The sequence below is a fragment of the Priestia sp. SB1 genome, assembly GCF_038898415.1.
Window position 1 is genome coordinate 181,474 of the sequence record NZ_JBBJSS010000007.1, and the last position, 24,197, is coordinate 205,670.

The following is a 24,197-nucleotide window of genomic DNA, read 5'->3' on the forward strand; positions in this document are numbered from 1 at the left end:
TTCTGTTTAGAAGGAGCTTTTTAACGCAAGAAATCTAGCAGCGTAGGCTGAATAATTTGAGCCCCTACTCCCAAAGCAGCACGATGCACGCTTTCTTGTACGGTTAAATCCGTAATGACTTTTTCAATATCTGCATCTTCATTATTTGAAAGCATCTTAGTAGCCGTAATTTCCTGTGAATCAAGGCGGTTTTCGATCAGCTCAAGCCGATTGCTCCTTGCTCCCAATTCAGATCGCTCCGCTAATAGCGTAGACAGCTGCGTGTCTACCTGTGTAGAAAGATCTTTTAGTGAGTTTACATCGTTTTGTTCAAAAGCTGTTTGAACATTGTTCATTAAGTCGAATGCACCTTGTCCAAAGATGTTTTCAGGATGAATATTGACTCTCAGCTGGATACCTTTTGATACCTCAACCGAAAAAGGATCCAGATTAATATTCGATTCTATCATACCGCTTGCATTCTCACTAATCGGCGGTGCTCCCACATTTACACCGTTAAAGATATAGTTTCCTGCCACCTGCGTATTGCCGACTTGCATATAATCCAGCTTTAACTGTTCAATTTCACGTGCAATCGCTTGTCGGTCATCACTTTCATTCGTACCGTTTAACCCTTGCACGACCAGCTCTTTAGTGCGCTGAAGAATGGAATTGACTTGTTCAAGTCCTGATTCTGAACTATCAAACCAAGACTGAGCTTCTGTTAAATTACGTTTATATTGATTTACTTCAGAAAGATTAGACCGATACGCCATTCCTTTCGTAGCGACTACCGGGTCATCGGAAGGACGAGTAATTTTCTTTCCCGTTGATAATTGGTTTTGAAGGGTTTCCAGCTTATTATAGCTATTGCTAATCTGTTTTAACGAATTAGCCGCTAACATTCCTTGTGTGACACGCATCTTTACCTTCCTCCAGTTCCAAGACCGTTTACAATTTTATCAAGCATTTCATCAATCATAGTCACCATACGGGCACTAGCGTTATATGCATGCTGAAACTGAATCATATTGGTCATCTCTTCATCCAATGAAACTGCACTGGTAGACTGGCGCCTTTGCTCCACAGCTCCTTGGAGAGTTTCTGAATTACTTTTTAAGCGGTTGGCTTGTTGGGCATCTACTGACATTTGGCCAATGACAGATTGATAAAATCCATCTAATGAAACAGCTCCGTTTCCGGAATTAATAAGCACCTTTTGACGAAATTGAGACAACAGCTGAGCATTTTGTCCATCTCCTTTGCGGCCAGTTCCATCATCTTCAGAAGAGGCCGAAGAAGCAGCAGCGATATTGTTTGTGTTTTGTTTGATTTTATCAGCAATAACAATTCCAGTTGCAGCTCCTTCTTTTTGAGAAATCTCATTAAAAAAGGACACACCATTCTCACCATCTAGCGTGACACCTTGTTCGTGCTTATCATTAAACCAGTTCACAAATTCATATGCCATTTCATCTAAATCATCAATCATTGAAGCGTAAACACCAGTTCTATTACCACTATTATCTATATATCCAGAAGCCTCAATTAACCCTTTAAGTTTTCCTTGAGGAAATGACTCAGGGTTCCGTATCTCATCCCCTATATGAATGCCCGTCACATAGGAATCTTGATTTGTTGTCAAACTGATGGCATTTATTTGATGAGTTTTCCCATCTAAAAGAGTAATAGGTCCTTGAGACGTTTGAAGCTGAACCGTTACCACTCCTTCTGACGTTGCAGAAGCGTTCCCGCTGCTTTTTGTATACTCTAAAGAAACCGGCATAAATTTAGAAATCTCATCTAGCAGCCGATCTCTTTCATCATACAAATCATTAGGTAAATAGCCATTTGGTTCTACGTTTTGTATTTGTTGGTTCACATTATTTATTTGCTCTAGCAACGAATTTACTTGTGTTACGGCTACGTCACGCTCGTTTTGTAAATCACCTTGAATCGTTTTTAAAGAAGTAGATAAATAAGAGAAAGTATCGCCTACTGCTTCAGCTCGTTCAATCATAACAGACCTGGCTCCTGCTTCTGAAGGGTGTGAAGCTACATCTTGAATGGCCTCAAAGAATTGATTAAAAACAGCTGAAAGTCCATCTTCAGTAGGTTCATTCATAATTTCCTCCATTTTTTCAAGAGCACCAGCGCGTGCATCCCAATACCCCACTTTAATGGTTTCATCTCGATACTGGGTATCTAAAAATGTATCACGTATTCGCTCTACCGTGCTGGCTTCTACTCCCATTCCTATTTGACCCGCAGTCCCAGTCTGATTCATCCCTGGGGCCGGATAAGCTGGGAACGTTTCTAAACTTACTCGCTGACGCGTATAGCCCGGCGTATTTGCATTAGATACGTTATGGCCAATCGTGTAAAGAGCCGCTTGTTGGGCATCCATTCCTCGTTTAGCCACCTGCAAACCATGAAATGTTGAACTCATTCTGCTTTCCTCCGTTCTTTATGCCTTCGAATTAAAAATAGAGTTGGACTGAAACGATCTATTATTTGTTTTTGTGTAATTGAACGAATCCTCTCGCTTCGATGGAACAAGAAGGTCTAGTTCGGTATGAATCAGCTGTAAAGACTGTGTGAGCAGCTGATTGTTTAAGTCATTTGCATACTTTATATCTTGAATGATATCTATTAGCTGTTTTTGAAAGGGTATCAAGATGGAGTATTCAGAGAATGAGCCTGCTATTTCTTCAATGGAGCGAGCAGTATGTCCGCTTTTTTCCATTGCTTCTATACGTTTTGTTTCCAGTGCAGAAATAGCAGCTATATGAGATTGCTCTTTTTGCAAAGAAGCCGTCAATGCCTTTACATCTTGTTTAATAATAAAATTCGTTTTCTCTTTAACAATGACATACAAACTTTTATGAAGCGTTACTTGTTTTTCTAGTATCGTTTGAATTTCTTGCACGTTCAATCAATGTCAGTCCTTTTATTTTTTATAGAAATCTACAATACTTTTAGCAATTTCTTTTCCGTTAATTTCGTATGTTCCGCTGTTAATTTGCTGTTTGAGCTTCTCCAATTTTTCAAGTCTTTCTGGAGATGGTTCATTTCCCTGAAGTTTCTTCGCCTCAGATGAAATATGAATCTGATCTTGTGGATTTTTTTTAGAGACCTGTTCTGTTTTTTCTGATTGTTTTTTGTACGGATTTATTCCAAATAAGTTCGATGGGTTAATCTTCATCTCTCTCACCTCTTTTTATATTTGTATCCGTTATCTCTATTCATTATATCGGAATTTCCACCTAAACCTTTAGCATCCGCAAGGAAGTTGAGACCATTTTCACAGTCCACCTTAAACATAGGTCTATAGATAGAGAGTCTGCAAACATTCAGCACACTTTTACTCTTTTTTCCTTTCGTTAGAACGATAGGTGGGACGCGTGGGCTCTTCATTTGAACGAATCATCTCACGATTATGCTTTTCTAACCCATGTTTAATTTCTTGAGAGCATGAATGGCAAAGTTTCCCTTCCCGAATCTGAGCGTTGCATTGCATGCATGGATAGCTTATATTTGGAAAGTTAGCTAACACTAAGCGACCTTGTCGAATAAATTGATGAATTAACAAATCTGAAACGCCCGTTTCTTTCATCACTTCGTAAGTCGTTGCTGTACGATTTGCTCTTTTCTTCAAGAATGAAGAAACACGTTGAAACAGAGCTTCTTCTTTGTCAAAACATGATTTACATATACTTATTGATCCAATTTTCACAAATAAATGACCGCATTCCCTGCAATTATCTAACGTTCCCATATTCGAAACTCCTCATTTGTTTTTTATTTTACTATCGGTCAAAGTTTTAAATTATACATCTTCATGCACGAATTAAAGTGAGCGAACGAACTGAACGTGCCCCAGCTTCCTGCAAACACTTTGCCGCTTGGCGCACGGTTGCTCCTGTTGTATAAATGTCATCAATCAAGAGAAATTCTTGATTCGTAACCATTGAGGAGTCGACTACTTTAAATTGCAGCCTTTCTGTCAGCCGACTTCGCCTATTTTTCTTTGATTGCTTTGTTCCTGAACAACGAACAAGAGGCATTTCTATGTTGTCACTGATCAGTTCAGCTAGTGCTAAAGATTGGTTAAACCCTCTTTCGTATAATCTCTCCTCCGTTAAAGGTACAGGAACTAGTATAGCTTTTGGGTTACATTCTTTTTTATAGAACTTATACCACTGCTCCTTGAATGCTTGGATAATTTCATAGTCTCCTTGAAATTTAAAACGCTCTATTATGCTTTGCATAAAATCACTGTACGTATAAAGAGAACGGTTAAAAAAAGAAGCATCATTCCATTTCTGACAGTCCTTACATGTGTCTAGCTCATAATGAGAAGGAGCCAGGTCTGCAAGAGAGCGGCCGCATCCCCTGCAAACGCTACTGGTGATGATGGGACATCTTTGCAAGCAAACAGTGCAAATCCTATCCGTTGAAGAAGATTTTAACAATGACCTCCAATCGAAAGAAGAGACAAGAGGTTCAAAACAAATCAGACATATTGTCATCGATCAATCAGCCCTTCCTTATAAGCTAGAGCATTCATATGTTCAATATGTCCTTTTGCTTTTCGCATAGACAGAGATTGTCCATAATGAAAAAAGACCACGTCTCCCGTTGGAAATTGAGCACTCCTCCCCACCCTTCCTGAAATCTGCACAAGAGCACTTTCAGTAAAAATCGTTTCTTCTGCTCCCAATACTGCAACATCTATGTTGGGAACCGTTACGCCTCGCTCCAATATGGTTGTCGTTACTAAAATAACGAGCTGCCCTTCTCTAAATTTCATTACTTTTTCTTTTCGCTGGGAATCTTCAGCATGGACACCGTCTACCTTTTCGGTCAGCTTTCGAATCATGTCTGTGATCGGAGCAATCCACTTAATTTGCGGGACGAAGACAAAGCATTGTTTCCCTTCATCTATTCTTTTTTTTACCCATTTCTCAACATTAGCAGGCAAGGTATCTGTTTTTATTTTTTTCTTCCAATTGCCACACCATTCAAACCGAGGAACAGGAATAAGCATTCGGTGATAGCGGGCTGGAATTTTAACTACTTGTTTTTTTCCTTGCTCAACGTCTTTTTTTAATGATTCACTTGGAGTCGCTGTTAAATAAATCTTTGACGCAACGTGTTTAGCTGCTTTTGCAACAGCATAGTGCAGCATAGGCTCTGTTGAATACGGGAATGCATCTACTTCGTCAATAATCAGCACATCGAATGCTTGATAATAATGCAAAAGTTGATGAGTGGTGGAAATAATAAGAGAGGATTCATGAAAACGGTCTTCGCTGCCTCCATACATAGCCAGCACAGATATATCCGGAAATGCCGATTGAATTCTTGGCTTTAACTCAATAACCACGTCTGTTCTTGGAGTAGCAATACAGACTTTCTTTCCGCTGTTCAACGCGGATTCAATACCTTTAAATAAAATTTCCGTTTTTCCTGCTCCGCAAACAGCCCAAATTAACAGCTCTCCATCCTTTTTTATAGCTTGAATGAGTTCATTTGAAGCACGTTCTTGAGCTTTAGACAGCGTGCCTTTCCAATTCATCACGCTGCTTTTTGGCAGGACATTACTTGCTGGCCCTTCCCAGTTTATAAAGGGTGTGCATTCACTTACTTTGCCCATTACAATACATGCTCGGCAATAGTAGCAGTTCTGGTGACATCTACTGCATGGAAATGAAGCGAAATAAAAAGGGCTATCACTTCCACACCGGTTGCATCTATATCGATTTTCTTTTTGGGTTATTGCTTTTTGATAGGAAATATATCCGTTTAGGTAATGTTCATGAATGAGGGGTAAAGGATAGGGAGTCTGATTGAGTAGCAGCTGCTTTCCGCTTAAAGAGCGCTGAAGATCTAAAGAGTAAGGGTATGAAGGATTTAAAGGTGGAGTTCTCCACGTATCGATTTGAGAGAGAGGAAAAGCATCAGGACTAGGCACTTGAACGGGATCTAGCAGTTCTTGTTTAACAGTAAAAAGCATCTCTTCATTCCTTTCCATTTTTATCGTACACATCTATATACGCAAAAAAAGGTGTTTTTTCCTGCAAAAAAACCAAATCAAATGATTTGGTTTTCGATTACTTTTTATACCAGCCTATACCGATGGCACCTTCACCTAAATGCGTGCCAATGACAGCCCCAAAATAAGAAAGGCTCCATTCAATATGAGGATATTCTTGTTCTAAGTCTCGTTGAATTTCTTTTGCTTCATTTTCACGATTAGAATGAATAACTACAGCTTTCATAGGTACGTTTTCTTTTGCATCTTCATCAAGAAGCTCGATAATTCGTTTTAATGCTCGCTTACGCGTACGAATTTTTTCAAACGGAACGATTTTTTTAGATTCAAAATGGAGCACGGGCTTCACTTGAAGAAGACTGCCAATAATAGCCTGAGCAGCATTTAGGCGACCTCCGCGCTGTAAGTGAGATAAATCATCTACCATAAAATACGCACGCATTGATAGTTTCATCTCTTCGAAACGCGCAATGATTTCGTCAGGATGTTTATTTAATCGGACCATCTCGGCTCCTTCAATCGCATAAAAGCCCTGAACCATACAGCTGATTTCTGAATCAAATACGTGCACATCAAAGTCTTCTACCATGCTACCTGCCGTCAAAGCACCCTGATACGTTCCGCTAATTCCACTAGATAACGTAATAACGATAGCAGCATCGAACTGATCTCGTTTTAACTGTTCAAACAACTCTACAAATTCTCCAATAGCAGGCTGAGAAGTGGTTGGAAGATTTTTTGCTTCTTTAATTTTTTCAAAATATTGATTTGCAGTCATATCTACTTCTTCACGATATGTTTCTTCACCAAAAATAACGCTTAGCGGTACCATATGTATATGATAGTTTGATCGAATTTCCTCTGATATATAGGCGGTACTATCTGTAATAATTGCTGTTTTCATAAGATAGGGATCCATCCTTTGTTATATAAAATAATTTCACTCTATTCTACAACATTTAGGATTAAAATGCATGTAACGAGAGGTTTACCTATTAGTAAAAGCTCCTTCACGTATACATATTAATTAACAAACCTTGAATTTCCCCTACCTGCTTGAGTAAATTTAAACTGTCTTTTTCTTTTTGAAGGATATCATTTGTCAAGTCAACTAGTTTCGTATCCACTTCTTTCACTAGCTTATATACTTTAGTCGTTCCTCTGTGGTTAAATCCTCTTTCTTCATGCAGTTCAAAACCATTTTTAACGACTTCGTTCATAAACTGCTTCACAAGCGTCTTGTATTTCCGCAAAGAATCAATAGTTTGACTTTTTACTAACTGCTTTCCCTGTTCTTCAATTTTATTTATCACTTGAGTTAAATGTTCATAGGTCAGTTCTTTTTGTTTCTTTACCATTACTCCTGTAAATGAAGCCGAACTACTTACTTCTTTTTCTCTAATGAGATTCACGGAAGAAGAAAGACCGTTAATTCGCTGTAACTCCACTATGTATCTCTCCTTTCTCTGTTAGTATACACTTCATTCAGTTTAGACTTTTAGATGTGCTTGCTTGATTAGCTGAAAAGTTTCGAGAGGCATCTGATGCGTGGATATGATGATTATCCTTTAGCTAAGAGTAATACGTATGTGCTGTTCATAAGAAGACAGCTTGTTTTTGCGGGGCGAAGAGGTAACTTTAGGCGTCTCTTTTAACACTTCATTCCAAGCGTTAGAAAGCATCTTCATCATTTGTTGAACTTCACATAAAATAAACGTATCTTTTTTTAAATTAGCCATAATTAATCTCTCAGACATATAGTTGTAAAGGGTATCTAACTGCTCTGCAATAATACCTGCTTGATATGTTAAGCCAATTCCTAGACGATATAAAATATCGTTGCACTGTTTAATTTTTTCATTCGCTGTAAAATAATCGCTGTGTTGAATTGCTCTAACAGCTTCATCAATATTTTGAATAAATTTTTCATACATCATAGCTGTTAGCTCTTGAGGAGATTTATGATAGATTAATTCTTCCGTTATAAAATTCAGCTTCATCACCTTCTTGCCTTCTTTAAATCCATTTTCTATGTGTTGCGCTATAACTCTTAAATTTTTAAAGTATACCAGTTGAGGTTTGAATAAATTCTTTTACGACCTCATATGTATCTGAATGTATTGAAGACCTTCCTTTACAAGAGCTTGCATCAAATGGATGGACATTGTTTTGAGGTATGGATGCTTTTGTCGAAAGTTGAAGGACGAGTAAATGCACAGAGGTATCACCCTTCGCCTTCCTAGAAGATATCTTCTTCCCTTAACTTATCGGTTGGTTTCCTCTCTCATTACACATGACTTTTTACCCACAATTTCAAAAAAAGTTATAAAAAGAAAAAAAAAGTCCGATATACCTAGTGGTATATCGGACTTTTGAACTTATCTTACTTCTACCCAACCGTTTTTGATTGCCACAACAACAGCTTGCGTGCGATCATTTACATTCATTTTTTGCAAAATATTACTCACATGGTTTTTAACGGTTTTTTCACTAATATATAATGCTTCTCCGATTCCTCGGTTACTTTTACCATCAGCCAACAATTGTAGCACTTCACACTCACGACGTGTTAACAAATGCAGTGGACGGCGAATCTCAATTGGTTCGTGCGGATAAGAAGACGACTGTCCTTGAGCTGCTAGTCGACGGTACTCTTTTACTAAACTATGTGTTACTTTAGGGTGTAAATATGAACCACCTTCTGCAACTACTTTCACCGCTTCAATTAACGCATCCGCATCCATTTCTTTTAGCAGATAGCCTCGTGCCCCTGTTTGCAAGGCATGAGTTACATATGTCTCATCATCATGAATAGATAAGATAATAACTTTAGCATCCGGATTTACTTCTACAAGCTTTTTCGTAGCTTCTACACCATTCACAGCCGGCATGTTAATATCCATGATTACAACATCAGGTTGATGTTCTTCTACAAGGTCAATAACTTCGCTACCGTCGTCACCTTCTGCAACTACTTCAAAATCTTTTTCGAAATCTAAAATTCTTTTTACTCCTTCACGGAATAATTGGTGATCGTCGATTATGATAATTCTTGTCTGCATGTTTGATTCCTCCCCAAATCGAACAACAAATGTTTTACTCTATATTGACCCCTATTTATATACATATCTCTGCCTTTTTAAGCGGCTATAATCGGTACTTTAATCATAACAAGCGTGCCTTGGTTAATTTTCGAATGAACAGAAATAGTCCCATCTAACAAATCAACACGCTCTTTCATTCCTATTAAGCCGAACGAATTCTCTTTTTTCTCTTCTTGATTAAAACCACAGCCGTCATCTTTGACCAGCAAAATAGCGTGCTCATTGTTGAACTCTATCTTCACCTGGATTTCCGTCGCGTCTGCGTGTTTTAATGCGTTCGTTACAGCTTCTTGCACTAGACGAAACAGTGCTACTTCTAATTTTGAAGCAGTTCGCTTCTCTTGTCCAATGGAAATAAACGTAATCCGAGGCTTGCCTTCGTTATAATCTTCGATTGTATCAAGATATTTACGCAGCGTCGGAATTAGACCTAAGTCGTCAAGTGCCATCGGTCTTAAATCATATATAATTCGACGTACTTCGTATAGGGCAGAACGAACCATTTTTCGTAAATCTCGAATTTCCTCCATTGCTTCTTTTGCACTACGTTCCCGGTAAATTCGGTCAATTAATTCTGATCTCATCATAACATTTGCAAGCATTTGAGCTGGGCCGTCATGAATCTCTCTTGACAAACGTTTCCGTTCCTCTTCCTGAGCTTCAATAATCCGAAAGCCAAAATACTCTTTTTGAATAGCATCTTCTACTATTTCCCCTACTTGTTTTAAGTCACTTGTTAAATAATTTAACACAACGGAAATTTGACCTACTAAGTGATCTGCACGTTTAATCGTTTCTTCCAATGTAAGCAAGCGTCTTTCTAGTTCATCTCGACGATTACGCAGCTGATATTCGCTTTGCTGATTCATCAGCAGCTTGGTTTGTAATTCGTGTGCTTTTTCATAAGCGTCTTTTACTTCAGGCTCTGAATAAATTTGAAAATGTCGGCTCACATCAGACAAACGCTTTCGAGCCAACCTTGCCTGAGTTTCCAATTTATCACCTTGCTCTATCGTCTCAAGAACTTTTCCTTTTAACACTTCTAACTCTTCTTTAATTTGCTGATATTCTTGTCTGGCATCTTCAGAAAGGCGATAGACTTCATTTTTACTATCTCCCACTGTGCCAATAATCTTCTCAAAAATTTCATCAAGTGCCTTGCTTGTTAATTTATGTTTCGACATTTACTCACCCCAAACTATACTCACATTCGGAGAAATGTCTATACGTTCATGCTATATATAGTATTCGTATGACCTATCTGAATTGTGAGGATAAGATCCATATTTTCTCCCTATCTGACTTTTTATATCCAAAAAGTAACGGTTGTTTTAGTACCCTCAAACTCGACATCAATCGACGCTTGACTCGCGTTATTTGAATAGATTACCATTTACGCTCACTCTTCAACAGTGACTAACTGCCTGTTTAAATCATTTCATTATTTAGCTATACAAGCCTGCACACTATTTTATTATAACGTATATTCTGTATGGCTTGTTTAAGTGATGTTGAATTTGATTAATTGATGTCTTTTCATAAACATTTTATACTAATAGCAAGTAAACAGTACGTAAATACCCGTTTTTCTTCTATTTATAACGCTAAGGAGGATTTTTTGATTGTTATCACAATATTATACCGTAAAACAAGAAGGTTCACATGAAATCACTATTCAAAAATCTAGATTCATTTGTCATATGAAACGTGTAACAACTGAGGAAGAAGCTCAGCAATTTATTCAAGACATTAAAAAACAGCACTGGAATGCTACTCATAACTGTTCAGCTTACCTAATTGGAGAACGAAATCAATTTCAAAAAGCAAACGATGATGGAGAACCAAGTGGAACAGCAGGCGTACCAATGTTAGAAGTGCTTAAAAAGAGAGGCTTAAAAGATACGGTAGTCGTCGTTACGCGCTATTTCGGAGGTATTAAATTGGGCGCAGGTGGATTGGTGCGCACGTATGGAAAATCCGTTTCCGAAGCGTTAAATGAATTAGGTACAGTCAAACGAACTCTCATGGCGGTTATGCATACAACCGTCGACTATACATGGCTTGGAAAATTAGAAAATGAGCTTCGCAGTTCCGTTTATCTATTAAAAGAAATCCACTACGCAGACATGGTGGAGATTGAAACATTTGTAGAGGAAGCTCAAACAGAAGCATTTACTGAATGGATGACCGAGCTAACAAACGGCCAAGCAGATATTCGAGCAGGTGAGACGACTTATTTAGAAGAAGATGTAGAATGAATTATTTACTCTTATTAAAAAACATTGTACAATTGATAAATAGCGCAACTATTCTGATGGTTGCGCTACTTGTCAATGATTAAAAACCTCGTAAAGACGCATAGCTTTGACGAGTTTGATTCATACATTCCAATTTATAACACATACTAAGTGTCACAATAAGTGTTCGAATATACGAATAAAAGGAGAAACCGTATGGCTCAATATAGACGTTTTCAAAAAAGAGTAAACAAACGGAAAAGAAAACGAAGGCTTTTTACATTTTTTCTGTTACCTATCCTTATTTTAGGGCTTTCTGCAACCGCTTATGGCTCTTATTTATTTGTTAAGGCTAAAACAGTAGCTTCTGATTCTTATGAAGGACTTGGAGATCGCGATAACTCTCCTATGCGTGATCGTAAAATCGATCCCAAAAAAGATGATATATCCATTTTATTTATGGGCGTAGATGACAGTGAAACCAGGAAGTTCGGAAAATCAGCCCGTACAGATGCTTTGATTTTGGCGACCTTTAACGAAACAAATAAAACCGTAAAGCTTGTAAGCATACCTCGAGATTCGCGGGTTTATATACCTGAAGTGAACAAAAAAGATAAAATTACGCATGCGCATGCGTACGGAGGTCCAAAAGCAACTGTAGAAACGGTAGAACAGCTGTTTAATGTCCCTGTTGATTACTATGTTAAAGTGAATTTTAAAGCTTTCACAGACATTGTAGACTCACTTGGGGGAATCGATTTTGATGTACCTTATGCGATGAGTGAAAAGGACTCAAAAGATCGTCATAATGCTATTGTCTTAAAACCAGGAAACCAACATTTAAATGGTGAAGAAGCGTTAGCTGTTGCTCGAACACGAAAACAAGACAACGATATTGAGCGAGGAAAAAGACAGCAGCAGTTGATCGAAGCCATGATTAAAAAAACTGCTTCCATTGGATCACTTAATAAATATGGCAATCTTATCGAAGCTGTTGGCGATAATATGAAAACGAATTTAATGTTCGGTGAAATGCTTTCGTTTTATGATTACGCTTCAAAAAAAGTAGACATCGAAACCATTAACTTAGACGGTAGCGATGAAAAAATTAACGGCGTTTACTACTTCAAACTAGACAATGATTCAGTGGAAAAAGTAAGTGAAAAGCTCCGCAAGCATTTAGGCATTGAATCAACTTCAGATACAACAGAATAATTAAAAAGACCTCTTGGATATCCAAGAGGTCTTTTTAATTAATTTTTTAAACGAAGCCCACGAACCATGTTAAGAATTGGCCTATATGTCTTATCAACTAATCCTATTTTTTCAACGATAATTTCAATCGCCACAAGGAGGATAGCTAGTACAAGAAAAGACCCCCACATTGTTTGTACCTTTGAAAAGATAACTGCCGCTAAGCCAAATATCGCACTCATTCCATAAATAATTAAAACCGTTTGTCTATGGCTGTACCCTAAGCGCAACAAGCAATGATGCAAATGAGATTTATCAGGAGCCGATAGCGGTTGATTTTTTACGATTCGGCGAATAATAGCAAAGAACGTATCTGAAATTGGTACCCCTAAAATAATAACTGGAACAATGAAGGAAATAACCGCTACATTTTTAAATCCTAACAGAGACAATACAGAAATCATATAGCCTAAAAATAGTGCTCCTGTATCGCCCATGAAAATCTTAGCGGGGTGAAAGTTGTAAAACAAAAATCCAAGCGTACTTCCCAATACGATGAAACCCATGCTTGTCACAAACACATTACCCATCATAATAGCCATACCAGAGATGGTAATCAATACAATAGAGGAAACGCCGGCAGCTAATCCATCCAATCCATCAATTAAATTAATAGCATTGGTAATTCCTACAATCCATAATACCGTAATTGGAATACTTAACATTCCGAATTCTAATTTTCCGCCAAACGGCAAGTTAATGAAGTCAATTTGGACTCCACCGTATACAACAACAATTAATGTCGCTACTAGCTGACCGCCTAATTTGATTTTAGCGGATAGCTCAATCATATCATCTAAGACACCGGTAATGATGATAATGATGCTTCCGATTAAAATCGGCAGCGCATATTTACTGTCAGGCTGTAAAACGAGGTATCCAATAAGAAAACTAAAAAATATCGCCAAACCTCCAAGGCGAGGCATAATTTTTTGATGAACTTTTCGTTGATTTGGTTTATCCGTTGCACCTATTTTAAACGCCAGCTTCTTAACCAGCGGAGTGATCAGAATAGATGTAATAAAACAAATAAACAAGGTCAAATATAGCATGGAGACCCTCCTCAGGTTTATGTTAACCAAAACCATAAAAAATGTATCCAACTTTATATAATTGGATAGTATTTCAAATTGCGTATAACAATAATTACTTACTTATTCCCAAAATGGATTATATCACAATGATTCTACTACTTAAATAGAAATTTATTCTCAAAAATTAGCACATTTACAAACTATTAATAGAAAAGAACTGTATTTTTTGGTGTATAAACAGCTGATTTACTTTATTCTTATGTGGTTATTTTATGTAGAAAATTTTCTTTACTATATTTTATTAAAATATAAGCGAACTCCCCCCTTTTCGTCTAATTTATTCGTCATCTTTAACTCTTTTTCCTTTTTATTAAGCATATTTAAACCTTTATTTTTATTTCACATGGCCCCACTCATTATATGAACAAACTTTTGACCTATGCATGTCCACTACTTCAAACCACATTCGCTGAATCGTTGTCCTTATCTTATATCATTTAAAAGTTAAAATATAGTGAAATGGACAGAGATAAAATTAAACAAAAAAAGGAATTTTATCAAAAAAAATGAAACTTTTTTTGATACGGTTCGTAATACATAGTAGAAACAGTATCATTCATCTTACATAAAGGGGGTGTTGAATGAACTATGTTTGGTCTATCTGTTCAAACAGTGTATTTGTATGGATTAATTATCTGCGGAAGTCTCACCTTCTTATACATTTTATTTAGCGATTTGTTAGATGGATTATCTGAAGCGATACCTTTTTTTAACCCCACTCTTCTTTTTTCTTTTTTAACATTCTTTAGTGCCAGTGGATATTTGTTCACCTATACGTCATTGCAAAATTATTGGATTATTTCGATTTCCGCTCTTATTGCCCTTCTACTCGTTATTTTGCTCAACGTTTTCGTATTGATTCCTTTATCATCGGCTGAAGAGTCTCTTGCTTTTACTGAAGATTCGTTAAAAGGAAGACTTGGTACCATTATTACTTCTGTTCCTGCAGATGGTTATGGAGAAGTATTTATCGAAGGGGTTAGCGGCACGATCTCCAAACCCGCTGCCAGCTTTAAAAACACTGCTATACCTTTAGGCAGCAAAGTGCTTGTGGTAGATATACAAAGGGGCAACGCACTCGTTGTGATTTACGAAGAAGTTATGACCAATCACTCATTATAAATAGTATTAGGGGGAGTTTTATGTTTTCAACACCTATATTAGTTGTCGTTGGAATTGTTGTTTTTTTATTAATTGCGCTGATTGCCGTATTTATTACAAAATACCGTACAGCAGGTCCAGATGAAGCGTTAATTGTAACAGGGAGCTATCTCGGAAATAAAAACGTGCACGTCGATGAATCCGGAAACCGCATTAAAATTGTTCGCGGCGGCGGTACGTTTGTGCTGCCAGTTTTTCAGCAGGCTGAGCCTCTGAGCTTGTTGTCAAGCAAACTGGAAGTATCTACACCTGAAGTATATACAGAACAAGGTGTTCCAGTTATGGCTGATGGGGTATCAATCATCAAAATTGGAGGTTCTATTTCAGAAATCGCAACGGCCGCTGAGCAGTTTTTGGGCAAAGCAAAAGAAGATCGTGAAACCGAAGCTAGAGAAGTCTTAGAAGGTCACCTTCGTTCGATTCTTGGTTCTATGACGGTCGAAGAAATTTATAAAAACCGTGAAAAATTCTCTCAAGAAGTACAGCGCGTAGCTTCACAAGATCTAGCTAAAATGGGATTAATTATTGTATCGTTTACAATTAAAGACGTTCGGGATAAGAACGGCTATCTAGAATCGCTAGGGAAGCCTCGTATTGCTCAAGTTAAGCGAGATGCTGACATTGCAACAGCGGAAGCTGAAAAAGAAACAAGAATCAAGCGTGCCGAGGCTCATAAAGATGCCCAAAAAGCGGAGCTTGAGCGAAATACAGAAATCGCGGAAGCTGAAAAAATGAATCAATTAAAAACCGCTGAATATCGTCGCGAACAAGATATTGCCAAAGCTCGTGCTGACCAAGCGTATGATCTAGAAACAGCTCGCGCGAAACAAGATGTAACAGAACAAGAAATGCAAATCCGCATTATTGAACGTCAGAAACAAATTGAATTAGAAGAAAAAGAAATTCTTCGTCGTGAGCGTCAATACGATTCTGAAGTAAAAAAGAAAGCAGATGCAGATCGTTACTCTGTTGAGCAATCCGCAGAAGCTGAAAAAGCAAAACAGCTTGCGGAAGCTGACGCCAACAAATATCGAATTGAAGCAATGGCTAAAGCTGAAGCTGAACGCGTTCGAATTGATGGTTTAGCAAAAGCTGACGCTCAGCGTGCCCAAGGTGAATCTGAAGCTGAGATTATCCGCTTAAAAGGTTTAGCAGAAGCAGAGGCTAAACAAAAAGTTGCGGAAGCATTCGAGCAGTTTGGTCAAGCGGCTATTTTAGATATGATTATCAAAATGCTTCCTGAATATGCAAAACAAGTTGCAAGTCCTTTAGCAAATATCGATAAAATTACGGTTGTGGATACAGGAAGCAACGGTGAAAACAGCGGAGCTAATAAAGTGACTGGTTATGCAACAAACTTAATGTCTTCTCTTCAAGAATCGCTGAAAGCATCCTCAGGTATAGATGTAAAGGAATTGATTGAGAACTTTTCTGGAAAAGGAAATGTGCGCCAGAGCTTGCACGAACTAACGGATGAAATCAAGCAACAAAACAAAAAAGAAGATATCTAAAAATAAAAAGCATGCGGATATCATCCGCATGCTTTTTTAACCTCTTAACACTCGAAGAAGAAACCTAGGCAATTCTAACTGACGCTTCCATCTCCATGGTTCTTTTAATAGTCGATAAAGCCACTCTAAACCAAATTTTTGAAAAACAGCCGGTGCCCGGTTCAATCGTCCTGAAATAACATCAAACGAGCCGCCTACGCCTTGATAAACAGAAGGATTGAGTTTTTCTTTATGACCAATAATCCAATTTTCTTGCGCTGGACTGCCTAAAGCGACAAACACAATTTCTGCTCCTGAATCATTAATCGTACGTTCAATGACTTCTTCATTTTTTTCATAGCCATTTAATGTTCCAACAATTGAAATCCCTGGAAACATCTCTTCCAATTTAGCTTTGGCTTCATCTGAAATGCCAGGCTTGGCTCCGTATAAAAAAATTCTTTTACCGTTATTAGTTGCTTCTTTGCACAGCTTCAGCATCATATCAATACCCGTTACACGCTCACGAATACGTCCCTTTTTGAGCTTTGAAGCTAAAATCACACCGATTCCATCTGGAATTTGATAAGTCGCTTGATTTAACAGTGACTTTAGTTCCTGATCTTCTTGTGCTTTCATAATTTTTTCAGGATTGATTGCTACAATAAATGATTTTCGGCCTTTATCTATATCCTGAAGTAACTTTGCCGCTAGCTCATCGTACGTGTCGCTACAAACGTCTATTCCTAAGATGTTTTCCTTCATTAAATCACCCGTATGTTGATTTTTTAGTTTTTTACAAACGAAAGACAGGCTGTTCAGCCCGTCTTTTTATAAAGTAGAAACTTTTGAGTCACCAAGTAACACTACGTCAAAGCCTGCTGCTTTCCATTGATCACGCTGAATGCAGTTTTTCGTATCAAAAATAATCTTTGTACGCATATGATTTTCAACAGCTGATGGAAGAAGCTCTTTGAACTCATTATGATCTGTTAAAATAAGAATCACATCTGCATGTGCAACAGCTTCATCCAAACTTTGCGTCTGACGTTCGATTTTATTCTCTTTGATATGAGGATCAAATGCTGTGTAATCAACACCTAGCTTTTCTAAGTGATGAAGCACATCCGTTGATGGACTTTCACGCATATCATCAATATTTCCTTTAAAAGCTAAACCTAAAACAGCTACACGTCCATGTTGAATGCCCTTCTCATCTAGTAGGCTTTTCGTTTTTAATGCTGTATATTCAGGCATTGAATCATTTGTCTGACGAGAAAGAGAAATAATTTTCGCAAGTTCTGGCTGAAGCTCCGTTAAGAACCAAGGGTCAACAGCAATACAGTGGCCGCCCACACCAGGACCTGGTAAATGGATGTTTACACGTGGATGATAGTTCGCTAACTTAATCGCTTCCCACGCATTTACACCAATTTTTTCACTGATTTTTGCCAGCTCATTTGCAAAGGCAATGTTCACATCACGATATGTGTTTTCAATTACTTTCACCATTTCAGCTGTTGTAGCATCCGTTACGTGAATATTTCCTTTTACAAATGTTTTATAAAGCTCAACAGTCAAGCGACTGGACTCTTCGTTAATACCACCGACAATACGGTCATTATTTACTAGTTCCTCAAATACTTTTCCTGGAATAACACGTTCAGGTGAGTGAGAAACAAATAACTCACTGCCTAATTCTAAACCAGTTTCTTTTAGCACAGGTAGCATAACGTCTTCTACTGTACGCGGAGGAACTGTGGATTCTAAAATAACTAAATTTCCTTTACGAACGTAAGGAACAATTGATTTTGTCGCTTCTCGAACATAGTTCAAGTTTGCCGTTTTATCTTCATTAATTGGTGATGGTACAGCAATAATAAAAATATCCGCCTCTTCAGCTGTTGTGCCTACCGTAAAGTGGCCGTTGTCAACTGCTGATTCTAAACGTTCTTGTAAGCCATTTTCTTCTATATGAAGTTGCTTATTTTTAATTAATTCTACTGCTTTTTCATTTACGTCAACACCATGTACATATAAGCCGTGATTGGCAAACATAACAGCTGTCGGTAAACCTATATATCCTAAACCAACTACACACAATTTCTTTGTCATTGCAGAAAATCTCCTTTATATGACATGCTTAATAAATAAAACCTATCTGATATTATATCGAAAAATGTCATTTCATGATAGCATTTATATAAAAACATGAAATAATTTCTTTTACTTATTATTATGTAACATTTTATGAGAATTCATCAATAAACGATATAACCATCTTTTGTACAACGGGCTCTAACCCAAAAGAACTATTGAAAATCTCCATGATTCCCAATAGTTCTCCTAGTAAATCTATTTTTACATATGCCCTTCTTTTTCGACAATTTCTCTAAAATAGCTCACTAACTCTTCTCGCAGCGGTTCTCTTTGTAAGGCTAAATCAATTGTTGCTTTAATGAATCCAAATTTATCTCCAACATCATAACGTTTTCCTTCGAAATAATAAGCAAGAACACGTTGAAATTCATTCAGACGTAAAATAGCATCTGTTAATTGAATTTCTCCTCCTGCACCAATCTCTTCTCTGCTTAAGATATCAAAAATTTCCGGTGTTAAAATATAGCGCCCCATAATTGCATAGCCTGAAGGGGCATCTTCTGGATTCGGTTTTTCAACAAGCGTTTCTACGTCTAATAATCCTTTTTCAAGAGGCTCTCCTTTAGGACCTACAATTCCGTACTTTGAGGTTTCTTTCCTAGGCACCTCCTGTACACCAACTACAGCGCATTCATATTTTTCGTATACGTCCATTAACTGTTTCAAACAAGGTGTTTCTGATTGAACTACATCATCCCCTAGCATAACAGCAAACGGTTCATCTCCGATAAAACTTCTTGCACAGTGAATGGCATGACCTAATCCTTTAGGTTCCTTTTGACGAATGTAGTGAACATTAGCCAAATTCGAAATCCCCTGCACTTCTTCAAGCATGTCCCACTTTTCCTTTGCCGCTAATGTTTCTTCTAGCTCATATGATTTATCAAAATGATCCTCGATTGCTCGTTTTCCGCGACCGCTTACAATTAAAATATCTTCAATACCTGATGCTACTGCTTCTTCCACAATGTATTGAATCGTTGGTTTATCTACAATTGGCAGCATTTCTTTAGGCTGTGCTTTTGTAGCCGGCAAAAAGCGTGTCCCTAATCCAGCTGCTGGAATAATAGCTTTACGAATTTTCACTTACTTTTCCTCCTGTCAATGTCAATCGTGCTTATTGGTTATAGTATAGTAAGTCTTCGATTGAGTATGTACACAAAGTCATGTTGAATCCATTTCTTTTTATAAAGAGTCATGTTGGATTCTGCTTTATCATAACAAAAGATTTTGTATAATTCTATTTTTATCATTTATAATGAAAAGAAAATTAATCACTTATAAATATAATTTTATGTTCCACTTATGTATAGAAAGGAATGGGATTATGAGTTCGTTTTCAGATCACTTACAGCACCAATTTATACATCATTTCCCGTACAGTGATGCACGCTATCGTACAAATGCCCAAGCAGGACTAGACCTTTACCGTACCCATTCATTCTTCATTTTGCACAATGATGAACAGATATTAAACGTTAAAATCGATTCGTTTTATGTTGAACTAAACAAACAGCTGCTCCCTGAAAGTACCTGTTCTTGTCAGCATAACGGATTTTGTGAACACTGCTTTGCAGCGTTTTTTTATATGTATTCATTAATAGAACCGCTTTCTCCCCTATTCAAAGAATGGCGAAACCATGAGAAAGAAGCTTTGACTATGCTATCTGCCAAACAAGTGTTAAAAAAACCCAAGGCAACTTTTCAAGAGTGGAGACAAACTTTTGAGGAGCAGTATACGCTTTTTATGCAGGGGCGGAACGAAAATGACCGGTCCATTTATCATGAATATTATCAGTACTATTACCGTTCTTTAGTGAAAAAAGCTCCTGAGCATCCATTGCTTTATGCTTTATTTTGTATCTATGGAGCGGTTCATACATTTTATAAACTATCAGCTCAATTACAGGCACATCAGCTTTCTACTAACATCGAGGAATCATTCGTATATAGTCACGTCTACAAAATAACAAATGAAATTTATGCTACCGCTGATTCATTAAAGCAAACGAAATACGATCGGGATGCATTATCTATTATAGAGGACAGCATCCCATACATCCGAGAATTATTGCATAATGATATACCTTTACAATATGAGCGTATTGAAATTTATCGCGTTATTTGGCAAAAAGTCTTCACGTTAGAAAGATGGCGAAAAAATGAGGAACGCGAATTAAAAGCCAAGCATGGTTCTTTTATAAATAATACAGCTCTTTCCTATCTTTTATTTCTTCAAGAAAAAGATAGAGAAGCAAAAGAACGTTTGAGCGATGGAACATTACAAATGATTCCCTATCTTATCCCTTGGTTAAATGATTTATTGCACGAAAAAGAAACTGACCGCTTTGCTCAGTGGGGCTCTTATATAATGACCTATATAGGAGATTACGTACGCACCGTTCCAACTACTTATCAAGGAAGCCGAAATATGGTCTCCATGATTGTAAATTTATTTCAGCACTATAAAGACTTAACGAACGAGCAAACTTTGTATACTGAAGCATTGCAAACATTACTTCCCTATAGTTTTATTGAATACAGTGATTTTCTATATGCTTCTAACCAATTAAAAAAATGGGTTGAATTACAGGTGCTTCTTCAATATGACAGCATCAAATATGACGAACAAACGATAGAGGCCTTAAAACAAAAAGATGAAAAGCTGGTTATTCCTCTTTATCATCAAATGATTTCAAAGCTGATTTATGAAAAAAAGAAAAGCAGTTATCAAGAAGCCTATATCTACTTACAAGAATTAAAAAGACTTTATCTACAAATGAATCGCTCTCTACTATGGGAACATTATATAGAAGAATTAGCGATAAAAACGAAGAAACAGCGCGCATTTCAACAACTATTAGAAAAAGGAGATTTACTGAATGTTTGATTTGTTTCATTTAACACTTGAAGTCGAACCTGTACACGATGACTTTTTTCTCTACTGTGTATCACCTAGCGGCCAAATTTTGCTCCCTGATACATGGAAAGATGCGCTGTTTCTGTGGCATGAACAGACCTATTACGGAAGTGAAGCTACACAGGTTGAGATTAATGGAAAAAAAGGAATTCTTCTTTCTGCATGGCAAATGTTCACTTTCATACAATCACCTATTCAACAGCATGTGTTGAAACCGGCTTTGTCCGCTTCAGCGGAAGATTATCAGCAAATTGCAGTCGATATGACAAAGAAGATTATCCAAGGGAAATTTCATTCTCTTCCTTTAAAAAAACAAATGACTGGATCGCTTTCACAAGCTGATGAGCAAGAGTGGCGAGCACAAATTAAAGAGAGCCTATTAAAAAAAGAAGGAAAAGACTTTTTAATAAGCATAGGAGGCGAGAGCTATAATCCTCCCTTTGACCTTTCATTGCGTGTTGTAGAGCCAACGACCGATGGAGATGTATGGACGGCTGAAACATTTGTGATTCCCCACGATGAAGCCAAAGAACCTTTTATACTGGGAAGAACACTTCCTAAAGAGTGGAATCACTACGAATCATATATCGCTTACGAACACGAACGATGGAAAGCATTGGCTCCTACTTTATACCAAAAAGGAGCGTTTATTCAGTCTGTCCTAACAGATGAGGAAGTATGGGAATTTCTAACTCAAGATAGTGCAGCATTAATTGAACAAGGTGTCTCTATCCATTTGCCAAGCTGGTGGGAATCATTAAAAAAAGCCACCATAAAAGTATCTGGCGCTATAGAAAATACTTCATCTGCATTGTTTGGTAAACAAGCTATCAGCAGCTTCCGCTGGTCATTTTCTATTGGCGATCAAACTTTTTCAGAAGAAGAGTTTCGGAAATTAGTCGAACAAAAACGCCGATTATTATCTATTAACGGACAGTGGATTCAACTGGATTCTAGATTAATTAAACAAGCGCAGAAAATTGTTAAAGAAGCTAGTAAAAAAGGCGTCTCAATTCATGAAATTTTAAAAACGAAGCTAACCTACATGGCAGACAGTAAAACTGATGAAGAAGAGGTAAAAGTTGAATTCCAACTCCCCGCTTCCTTTCAATCATTTATTACATCCTTAACGGATTTAGAACGGCTGCCGGAAGTGCTGCCTCCCTCTGAATTTAAAGGGATATTAAGACCTTATCAGCAGCAAGGCTTGAATTGGCTCATGTTTTTGAGAAAGTTTAACTTAGGAGGATGTCTAGCAGATGACATGGGGCTAGGTAAAACCATTCAATTAATTAGTTATTTAACAAACATTCATCAGTTACATAGCTTTCCTTCTCTTATCGTTTGCCCAACTTCTTTAATTGGAAACTGGGAAAAAGAATTACAGAAATTTGCCCCTTCTCTTCGTGTTCATGTTCATTACGGGCCGAAAAGAACCGGCGGAGATGCATTTGAGAAGATATGTGAAAGTACTGACGTGGTGATTACGACTTATCAAGTTGCCCTTTTGGATGTCGAATTGTTGAAAGGGTTTATATGGAACAGCATTTCCTTAGACGAAGCGCAACATGTTAAAAACCCGCAGACTAAACAGGCGAGAGCCATTCGTCAGCTGCAAGGAAGACACAAAATTGCGCTTACTGGAACTCCAATTGAAAACCGTCTGCTGGAACTATGGTCATTATTTGAATTCATCAATCCCGGTTACTTAGGAACAATCAATTCATTTAAAAACCGATTTGTAGCCGGCATTGAAAAAGGCGAGAAACCTGAACGAACTGTTGAGCTTAAAGCACTCATTCAACCTTTCTTATTGAGAAGAACAAAACAAGATAAAAGCATCGCCCGCTCACTGCCTGATAAACAAGAACAAAAAGAATATATCCCGCTGACAGCGGAACAAGCTTCACTTTACCAGGAGCTAGTTCAAGAAATGCTTCAAGAAACAGAGGAAAAAACAGGATTTGAACGAAAAGGCATGATTTTGCAAACACTAAATAAGCTAAAATTATTATGCAATCATCCAGCTTTGTACTTAAAGGAAAGTGCAGCTAAACAAACGGTACGGCGATCTCATAAAAGTGAAAAAATTATTGAACTCGTAGAGAGCATTCGCACACAGCAAGAAAGCTGTTTAATCTTTACTCAGTATATTGAAACAGGACTCATGCTACAACGAACCTTAGAAAAAGAAATCAACGAGCCGGTTTTATTCCTTCACGGAAGTTTGTCAAAAGAGCAAAGAGATGAAATGGTTGCTCAATTTCAAGCAAGGAAAAAAGCCATCTTTATCCTTTCTCTTCGCGCAGGTGGAACTGGATTGAATTTAACAGCTGCAAATCACGTTATTCATTTTGACCGATGGTGGAACCCAGCCGTTGAAAACCAGGCAACCGATCGGGCCCATCGCATTGGTCAGAATAAATTTGTTCATGTTCATAAATTCATTACAAGAGGAACGATTGAAGAAAAAATTGATGAAGTGATCAATCAAAAACAACATCTCAACAATGAACTCATCCAAGGAGATCAATGGGTAACAGAACTTTCGAATAAAGAGCTACAAGAGCTTCTTGCTTACAGAAATGAATAAGAAAAATTATAAAATGTGTTACACCGTTACCAAAAAGAGGACTTTTTTACTTGTCCTCTTTTTTTATTAGATCATTCGACACAAAAAAATAAGTGTAAATCGTTCTTCAACTACTGATAAAGATACAAAAAACGCGATAAATATCGT

The 24,197-nt window shown here is 37.5% G+C and carries 22 protein-coding genes; 6 read left to right on the forward strand and 16 right to left on the reverse strand.

Annotated features, from left to right (window positions below; translation table 11 throughout):
- Positions 1-20: 20 nt before the first annotated feature.
- The 12 genes from flgL to WKH56_RS25270 form a co-directional block, all read right to left on the reverse strand.
- On the reverse strand, positions 21-902 hold the full coding sequence (gene flgL / locus WKH56_RS25215; protein ID WP_028412015.1) for a flagellar hook-associated protein FlgL: 882 nt from the start codon (positions 900-902) through the stop codon (positions 21-23).
- 2 nt (positions 903-904) lie between these two features.
- On the reverse strand, positions 905-2,428 hold the full coding sequence (gene flgK / locus WKH56_RS25220) for a flagellar hook-associated protein FlgK (protein ID WP_028412014.1): 1,524 nt from the start codon (positions 2,426-2,428) through the stop codon (positions 905-907).
- A gap of 18 nt (positions 2,429-2,446) precedes the next feature.
- Positions 2,447-2,908 (reverse strand): flagellar protein FlgN, encoded by a 462-nt coding sequence (locus WKH56_RS25225; protein ID WP_223546706.1) that lies wholly within the window; start codon positions 2,906-2,908, stop codon positions 2,447-2,449.
- 21 nt (positions 2,909-2,929) lie between these two features.
- Positions 2,930-3,184, reverse strand: coding sequence for a flagellar biosynthesis anti-sigma factor FlgM (flgM, locus tag WKH56_RS25230; protein ID WP_014457790.1), 255 nt, complete (start codon positions 3,182-3,184; stop codon positions 2,930-2,932).
- Positions 3,185-3,343: 159 nt separating this feature from the next.
- Positions 3,344-3,757 carry a TIGR03826 family flagellar region protein gene (locus WKH56_RS25235; protein WP_028412012.1) on the reverse strand — a complete coding sequence of 138 codons (414 nt, stop codon included), beginning with the start codon at positions 3,755-3,757 and terminating at the stop codon, positions 3,344-3,346.
- A gap of 61 nt (positions 3,758-3,818) precedes the next feature.
- Positions 3,819-4,511, reverse strand: a complete 693-nt coding sequence (locus tag WKH56_RS25240) for a ComF family protein (RefSeq protein ID WP_275210640.1) — start codon at positions 4,509-4,511, stop codon at positions 3,819-3,821.
- The gene (locus WKH56_RS25245; protein ID WP_099000239.1) at positions 4,508-6,016 is read right to left on the reverse strand and encodes an ATP-dependent helicase ComFA; all 1,509 of its coding nucleotides are present in this window, start codon (positions 6,014-6,016) and stop codon (positions 4,508-4,510) included. The genes WKH56_RS25240 and WKH56_RS25245 overlap by 4 nt, the downstream gene beginning before the upstream one ends.
- 79 nt (positions 6,017-6,095) lie before the next feature.
- Positions 6,096-6,941 carry a DegV family protein gene (locus WKH56_RS25250; RefSeq protein ID WP_048021751.1) on the reverse strand — a complete coding sequence of 282 codons (846 nt, stop codon included), beginning with the start codon at positions 6,939-6,941 and terminating at the stop codon, positions 6,096-6,098.
- Between the two features lie 106 nt (positions 6,942-7,047).
- Positions 7,048-7,485: a YaaR family protein gene (locus WKH56_RS25255; protein WP_033580405.1), complete on the reverse strand. Its 438-nt coding sequence runs from the start codon at positions 7,483-7,485 to the stop codon at positions 7,048-7,050.
- 120 nt (positions 7,486-7,605) lie between these two features.
- Positions 7,606-8,037: a flagellar export chaperone FliS gene (fliS, locus tag WKH56_RS25260; RefSeq protein WP_080968679.1), complete on the reverse strand. Its 432-nt coding sequence runs from the start codon at positions 8,035-8,037 to the stop codon at positions 7,606-7,608.
- Between the two features lie 378 nt (positions 8,038-8,415).
- A complete protein-coding gene (locus tag WKH56_RS25265) occupies positions 8,416-9,099 on the reverse strand; it encodes a response regulator (RefSeq protein ID WP_013059772.1) in 684 nt (227 codons plus the stop codon).
- 77 nt (positions 9,100-9,176) lie between these two features.
- Positions 9,177-10,325 carry a sensor histidine kinase gene (locus tag WKH56_RS25270; RefSeq protein ID WP_013059773.1) on the reverse strand — a complete coding sequence of 383 codons (1,149 nt, stop codon included), beginning with the start codon at positions 10,323-10,325 and terminating at the stop codon, positions 9,177-9,179.
- Between the two features lie 438 nt (positions 10,326-10,763).
- On the opposite strand from WKH56_RS25270, the gene WKH56_RS25275 reads away from it, so the two are divergent.
- Both WKH56_RS25275 and WKH56_RS25280 read left to right on the forward strand, forming a co-directional pair.
- The gene (locus WKH56_RS25275; RefSeq protein WP_275210639.1) at positions 10,764-11,399 is read left to right on the forward strand and encodes a YigZ family protein; all 636 of its coding nucleotides are present in this window, start codon (positions 10,764-10,766) and stop codon (positions 11,397-11,399) included.
- A 195-nt stretch (positions 11,400-11,594) separates the two neighbouring features.
- Positions 11,595-12,593, forward strand: a complete 999-nt coding sequence (locus WKH56_RS25280; protein WP_048021740.1) for an LCP family protein — start codon at positions 11,595-11,597, stop codon at positions 12,591-12,593.
- A gap of 38 nt (positions 12,594-12,631) precedes the next feature.
- Here WKH56_RS25280 and WKH56_RS25285 read toward each other — a convergent pair whose 3' ends face one another.
- Complete coding sequence (locus tag WKH56_RS25285) at positions 12,632-13,684, reverse strand: glycosyltransferase family 4 protein (protein WP_013059776.1); 1,053 nt, start codon at positions 13,682-13,684, stop codon at positions 12,632-12,634.
- Positions 13,685-14,314: 630 nt separating this feature from the next.
- On the opposite strand from WKH56_RS25285, the gene WKH56_RS25290 reads away from it, so the two are divergent.
- Together WKH56_RS25290 and WKH56_RS25295 are read left to right on the forward strand one after the other, a co-directional pair.
- Entirely contained in the window at positions 14,315-14,848 is a 534-nt protein-coding gene (locus WKH56_RS25290) for an NfeD family membrane protein (protein ID WP_013059777.1), read from the forward strand.
- A gap of 20 nt (positions 14,849-14,868) precedes the next feature.
- The gene (locus tag WKH56_RS25295) at positions 14,869-16,398 is read left to right on the forward strand and encodes a flotillin family protein (protein WP_028412004.1); all 1,530 of its coding nucleotides are present in this window, start codon (positions 14,869-14,871) and stop codon (positions 16,396-16,398) included.
- A 36-nt stretch (positions 16,399-16,434) separates the two neighbouring features.
- On the opposite strand, the gene WKH56_RS25300 is transcribed toward WKH56_RS25295, so the two are convergent.
- The 3 genes from WKH56_RS25300 to galU form a co-directional block, all read right to left on the reverse strand.
- Positions 16,435-17,142 (reverse strand): WecB/TagA/CpsF family glycosyltransferase, encoded by a 708-nt coding sequence (locus WKH56_RS25300; RefSeq protein ID WP_310884133.1) that lies wholly within the window; start codon positions 17,140-17,142, stop codon positions 16,435-16,437.
- Positions 17,143-17,208: 66 nt separating this feature from the next.
- Positions 17,209-18,492: a nucleotide sugar dehydrogenase gene (locus tag WKH56_RS25305; protein WP_028412002.1), complete on the reverse strand. Its 1,284-nt coding sequence runs from the start codon at positions 18,490-18,492 to the stop codon at positions 17,209-17,211.
- 246 nt (positions 18,493-18,738) lie between these two features.
- Positions 18,739-19,623: a UTP--glucose-1-phosphate uridylyltransferase GalU gene (gene galU, locus WKH56_RS25310; protein ID WP_028412001.1), complete on the reverse strand. Its 885-nt coding sequence runs from the start codon at positions 19,621-19,623 to the stop codon at positions 18,739-18,741.
- A gap of 241 nt (positions 19,624-19,864) precedes the next feature.
- Here galU and WKH56_RS25315 point away from each other — a divergent pair, with 241 nt between their 5' ends.
- Positions 19,865-21,427 (forward strand): hypothetical protein, encoded by a 1,563-nt coding sequence (locus WKH56_RS25315; protein WP_048021738.1) that lies wholly within the window; start codon positions 19,865-19,867, stop codon positions 21,425-21,427.
- Entirely contained in the window at positions 21,420-24,050 is a 2,631-nt protein-coding gene (locus WKH56_RS25320; RefSeq protein WP_049166295.1) for a DEAD/DEAH box helicase, read from the forward strand. The genes WKH56_RS25315 and WKH56_RS25320 overlap by 8 nt, the downstream gene beginning before the upstream one ends.
- Positions 24,051-24,197: the final 147 nt, after the last annotated feature.